This is a genomic window from Brachyspira sp., assembly GCF_050873525.1.
Classification (GTDB): domain Bacteria; phylum Spirochaetota; class Brachyspiria; order Brachyspirales; family Brachyspiraceae; genus Brachyspira.
In genome coordinates this window covers 1-5,039 of the sequence record NZ_JBNMIZ010000194.1, presented here as the reverse complement: position 1 = coordinate 5,039, position 5,039 = coordinate 1, and the positions used below count along the sequence as shown (strand labels likewise).

Genomic DNA, 5,039 nt, shown 5'->3' with positions numbered 1-5,039 from the left:
TCCCTTGCGTCATAAGCTCGCATAAGTTTATCATCCGAAGTAAATCTTTTATACTCTTCAATTACTTTTGTCATAATCGGGTTTGCCTCCTTTAATTCCTTTTCTATAGATTTTAAATTTTTGGTTGTAAAAAATTTCATCCAAGTTAATAATTTATTCTTTTTAAGTTCGTCTGTCGTAGATTTTTCTATTATTTCAATAAATCGTTTCGCTTCGATAACATGCATTTGGATAAAATCTAAATCTACATTATGGTTTTTTGTATCGATTAATTTAAAACAGCGATGCGGTTTGCCTTCGTCTCCAAAATCTAAATTAAAGTTAAGTAAATTTATGCTAATAATTCCTGAAAGTTGTTTGTAATCTTCGCCTTCCTTTAATTCGTTTACAATATTTTTTGAAATATAATAAAAAATTCTTTTAAGAAAATCCATATTTCCGCAAAGTTGAATTTCGATTATAACCGTTTTATTATCTTTTGTTTTCGCTTTCGCCGAAGGCGTCCCTTTTGGAATATCAATTATCGATTCTTTCAAGTCGATATTTTCCGAAAGATTGTAAGGGTCGATTATTTCCAAATCTTTAACTTCTTCAAAATTGAAATCTCTTAAAGCTGCGTTAACCATGTCTTCAAGCACTTTTTCGTTTCCGTTTTTGCCGAGCAGAAATCGGACGAATAAATCATTGAGTTTGTTAATTTCTATATTTCTATTTATTTTTTTCTTCATAAGTATATTATAACAGAATAATTTTATTTGTCAAAATATTAATGAAAAAATATAAACAACCTAATTAAAATGGTTTAAAATACCGCCGAATTTTAATTATTTTACGGATTATCTTTATTAATCATTTTATTTATAGCGGACAATTTTATATCTCTGCTTCCACAACTCGGACATTTTAGCCGAATATTTCCCAATTTTTTTATATTAAATAATTCCAAAAGCGGATTTACTTTTACGGATGAGCTAAAAGTTTTCCCGCAGGAATTACACTTATAAAAATATGGCGGTTTGTTTGGCAACATAAATACTCATTATAATACATAAAAATAAATATTAAGCTGGCACTTCTTCCGCTATAACATCTATAATATTTTTTTCTTCTAAAGCCTCATAATGAATTTTTTCTCTATCTTTTATTATTCTAACAACTATAGGCTTTAATTTACTATTAACAAAGGCTCTTCTATAACTTGAAGCAAATACATCTTCCAAGAAAGCTTTATTTTGAGTTATTATAGCGTCTACTTCATTTGTTAATAATTTCATTTCTTCATCTGATAATAAGAAGTTTGAAGCCAAATATTCTAAATGTCTTGTGACAATTTCCATCATTGCTACAGTATCGTCTACTATAAATTCATCCATTACTGTTTTTGCAACTGTTGTAGCTACCATTCCGCCAACAGCTCCTCCTACAAAAGAACCGACTATAGGACCAACTATAGGTATAGGCGATAATAAAACTCCTCCTACAAGTCCGCCTATAGTTCCACCCGTAACTCCGCTTGCCGAAACAACTATATTTTTAATACATTGCATACCTGATATTCTACCTCTAGCCATTCTTATAATTTCAATAGTCGAAGTAACGGCTATTGTTGATGCCGCGGCAACGGCTGCACCTCTTAAAGCTCTATTGGCAACATCATGAGGTTTTCCTACAACCTTTCCGCATCCAGAACCAAGCTTATGCAATCCTTCTTCAGCAAATTGTCCTATTTTATTCTTACCAATTTGTATACTTCTAAAATCAATATTTATAGCTTTATCTAAAAATAATTTAACTTGAGGTATTCTTTGCATTTGAGCGGATACCATAAAAATAGCCGTTGTTTTTCCAGCCGTTTTTATTCCTATTATAGCGGAAGATTTTATAGCAAGTTTTATATCTTTAGTTTGCCAATATGTTATAGCCGTATTAAGAGCGAATGATATTCCGCCCGCAGATACTCCTACAATAGCTCCAACTTTAAAATCGTATAATAAACTTTCTATAGTTCCAAATTTAGTTATATTTACAGATTGTTCATAAGTTAAATGCCCTTTTCTAATGATATTTTTAGCTTCATTAGGGTCAGTTATACCCTGAACTTCGCCGTTTTCTATTCTTTTTTCCATTTCTTTTACGGCTGCATCATATTGGTCTTTCGGAACTTCCAACTGCATAGGTTTCCCATTATCCATATATCTGTATTTGCCATCATTACCAAAAGCCTCGCTTACGCTTTTTTGAGCATTAGCGCAATATTTACTTTGAATTTTTATACCGTCAACTATTCTATCCGCACCGTCTTTAGCATTATCATCTCCAAGTATCTTTGCATCCTTTCCTTGAAGTCTGTCTATAAAATCATTTGCTCTTTCTGCAGCTATTCCATGCCCTTTTCTAATAATTTCACCATTTTCATTTGTAGAAAAACTCAATACTCTAGCTTGTTCATTCCAATATTGAGCCGCTCCAACAGAAGCAACGCCCATAGCTCCGCTATCGCTTATGCTTTCTCCTATAGGTTTTTCGCCAAAATCTTTATCATAAGCAATTTTATAACATAAACTTTCAGTTTCTTCGCATATATCGGAGCAAAACCATTCGCCTTCTATATTTTCCATCATAGACGATAATTTAGCTTTACCACATGAAGCGCATACTACTATTTTATCAATATGAATATCGTTAACATAAAAATCGCCATCGTCAAATTCATGCAATTTGATGTTATCATTTTCAATAATAAAAAAGTCGGATAATAAATTATCTGGCAAAGAAAGTGTTTCTTTAATACTATTTATAGCTATATTTTTATCAACTCGGACATCTGATTTAGAAATATCTTCCGCTAAAGATTTACAAGTATTCAAAAAATCTGGATTAAAATATATATCGGTATTAGATAAATGAACAGTATTAACTTTATTTTTATCTATTAATCTTTCCAAAGTCAACATTAGTATAGCTCTTTTGCCTTCAATTTCATCACCTTCTTTAGATTTTTTCTGTTTTTTAATTTTAGTTTCTTCGTCTTTATAATGTATTTCTAATTTTTCAGATAATCCTTCAAAATTACTATAAGTTAAACTTTTTATGACTTTTGACATTTTACGCATAAATATTACTAAATCAAAAGAACAATATAATGAACTCACTACAAAAACAAAAGCAATTATCCTTAAAGTAATGTTATGAAGTATATATGCTTCTCCATTAAATTCCAATAATAATGAGAAAACCGTATATATTATAGACATCATATAAATACTAGAATAATATATAAAGCTTACATATTTTACATAATTAAGTTTCCTTATTTTGAATACTACAATATCTTGTATTATTTTTAAAAATATACTCAATAACATTAACAAGCATAATATTGTATGAAAAACGCTAACTCTTGCATATACGACTACAGATAATAAAGCTATTAACGATAATATAAATGCGACAACTATTCTGATTTTAACAAATTCAAATATCTTATTTAAAAGCATTGCCACAAGCATAGATAAAAAAGAATATAATAAAACGGTTAACATATAATCCCCCATTACTTAAATTATTAATTGAATATATTATAAAGTAATATAAATATATATCAACAATTAAATTTGTATTCTGCCCAAAGCGTAATCATAAATTCGTTTATAAAACTTGTTGCTATGGCAACTGACAATTATTTTAAAAAATTTAAAATATATTTATTAATTAAATTTAAATAATTAAAATAAAATTAAACAAGGAGAAAGTTTTTATGAAACGAAGAATAATAAAAATAGACGAAGACAAATGCAACGGCTGTGGCGTATGCATTCCCGATTGTCCCGAAGGCGCGCTGCAAATAATAGACGGCAAGGCAAGATTGATAAGCGATTTATTTTGCGATGGACTTGGAGCCTGCATAAAAGCCTGTCCCGAAAACGCCATGACTATCGAAGAGAGAGAAGCTGAAGAATATAACGAAGCTAAAGTTATGGTTAATATAGTCAAAGGAGGCGAGAATGTGATAAAGGCTCATTTGAAACATTTGAAAGAACATGGAGAGACAAAATTATTCGAGGAGGCTATAAATTATATGAAAGAAAATAATATAGAAATTCCCGCTACTGACGATTTGCCATGCGGATGCCCAGGAAGTATGCAAAGAGATTTGAGAAAAAATAACCGAAACGAAAATAATCAAAATAATATTTCTGTTAATATGCAATCGGAAATATCAAACTGGCCCATACAATTAAAATTAATGAATCCAAACGCGCCGTATTTACAAAATGCCGACTTGCTAATATCGGCGGATTGCGTTCCTTTCGCTTATCCTAATTTCCATAATAAATTTTTGAAAGATAAAATTCTTATGATGCTATGCCCGAAATTGGATTCGGATATAGATTCTTATATAGAAAAACTTGCGAATATATTTGAAAATAAAAATATAAAATCAATTTCTATCGTTCATATGGAAGTTCCTTGCTGCGGAGGAGTTGAGATGATAGTCAGGGAAGCGATGGAAAAAGCGAATAAAAATATTATAATAAAAGATTATACGATATCTATAGACGGAAATCTTGTATAAAATAAAAAAATAAAAATAAAAAATTATTTAAGGAGAATATAATGACTAAATATATTAACAATTTGGAAACAAAAAAAGTTTTGACTTTGAAAAATTTGGTTGAGACAAAAGAAAATAATTTAAATGTTTTTTCGTTAGTCGAAAGAAACAGTTTAATGATAAAAATTCTTTCGCTCGGAAAAGACAGCCAAGTGCCGACTCATAGCGGAACGGGAGATGTTTTGGTTAATGCTATAGAAGGCGAAGGCTATATTACTATTGATAACGAAACTTTTGAATTAAAAATCGGAGAGTCAATTTTGATTTCAGCGAACGCTCCACATTCTTTGAAGACAAAAGAAAACGCGAATGTTTTTAAAGTTTTGGTTGTCCAAGTGAGAGCCGAATAATAAATTTGAAAAACTATAATATTATTAATTTAATTAAAGCTATAGATTAAATATATTTTTAGTCTATAGCTTTT

5 protein-coding genes are annotated in these 5,039 nt (G+C 29.8%); 2 read left to right on the top strand and 3 right to left on the bottom strand.

Features of this window, described 5'->3' with window-relative positions:
- The 3 genes from ACR0QS_RS10935 to ACR0QS_RS10925 form a co-directional block, all read right to left on the bottom strand.
- Positions 1-728, bottom strand: a 728-nt coding sequence (locus ACR0QS_RS10935; protein ID WP_432633481.1) for an Rpn family recombination-promoting nuclease/putative transposase, incomplete at its 3' end; no start/stop codon positions are given.
- Positions 729-829: 101 nt separating this feature from the next.
- A complete protein-coding gene (locus ACR0QS_RS10930; RefSeq protein ID WP_432633480.1) occupies positions 830-1,030 on the bottom strand; it encodes a zinc ribbon domain-containing protein in 201 nt (66 codons plus the stop codon).
- Between the two features lie 31 nt (positions 1,031-1,061).
- The gene (locus tag ACR0QS_RS10925) at positions 1,062-3,542 is read right to left on the bottom strand and encodes a hypothetical protein (protein ID WP_432633479.1); all 2,481 of its coding nucleotides are present in this window, start codon (positions 3,540-3,542) and stop codon (positions 1,062-1,064) included.
- 215 nt (positions 3,543-3,757) lie between these two features.
- On the opposite strand from ACR0QS_RS10925, the gene ACR0QS_RS10920 reads away from it, so the two are divergent.
- On the top strand, positions 3,758-4,576 hold the full coding sequence (locus ACR0QS_RS10920) for an ATP-binding protein (protein ID WP_432633478.1): 819 nt from the start codon (positions 3,758-3,760) through the stop codon (positions 4,574-4,576).
- Between the two features lie 41 nt (positions 4,577-4,617).
- Complete coding sequence (locus tag ACR0QS_RS10915) at positions 4,618-4,965, top strand: cupin domain-containing protein (protein ID WP_432633477.1); 348 nt, start codon at positions 4,618-4,620, stop codon at positions 4,963-4,965.
- The last annotated feature ends 74 nt before the right edge of the window (positions 4,966-5,039 follow it).

Coding starts and splice junctions, on each gene's coding strand:
- ACR0QS_RS10930 (WP_432633480.1), bottom strand. CDS start 1,030: ATGTTGCCAAACAAACCGCCATATTTTTATAAGTGTAATTCCTGCGGG.
- ACR0QS_RS10925 (WP_432633479.1), bottom strand. CDS start 3,542: ATGTTAACCGTTTTATTATATTCTTTTTTATCTATGCTTGTGGCAATG.
- ACR0QS_RS10920 (WP_432633478.1), top strand. CDS start 3,758: ATGAAACGAAGAATAATAAAAATAGACGAAGACAAATGCAACGGCTGT.
- ACR0QS_RS10915 (WP_432633477.1), top strand. CDS start 4,618: ATGACTAAATATATTAACAATTTGGAAACAAAAAAAGTTTTGACTTTG.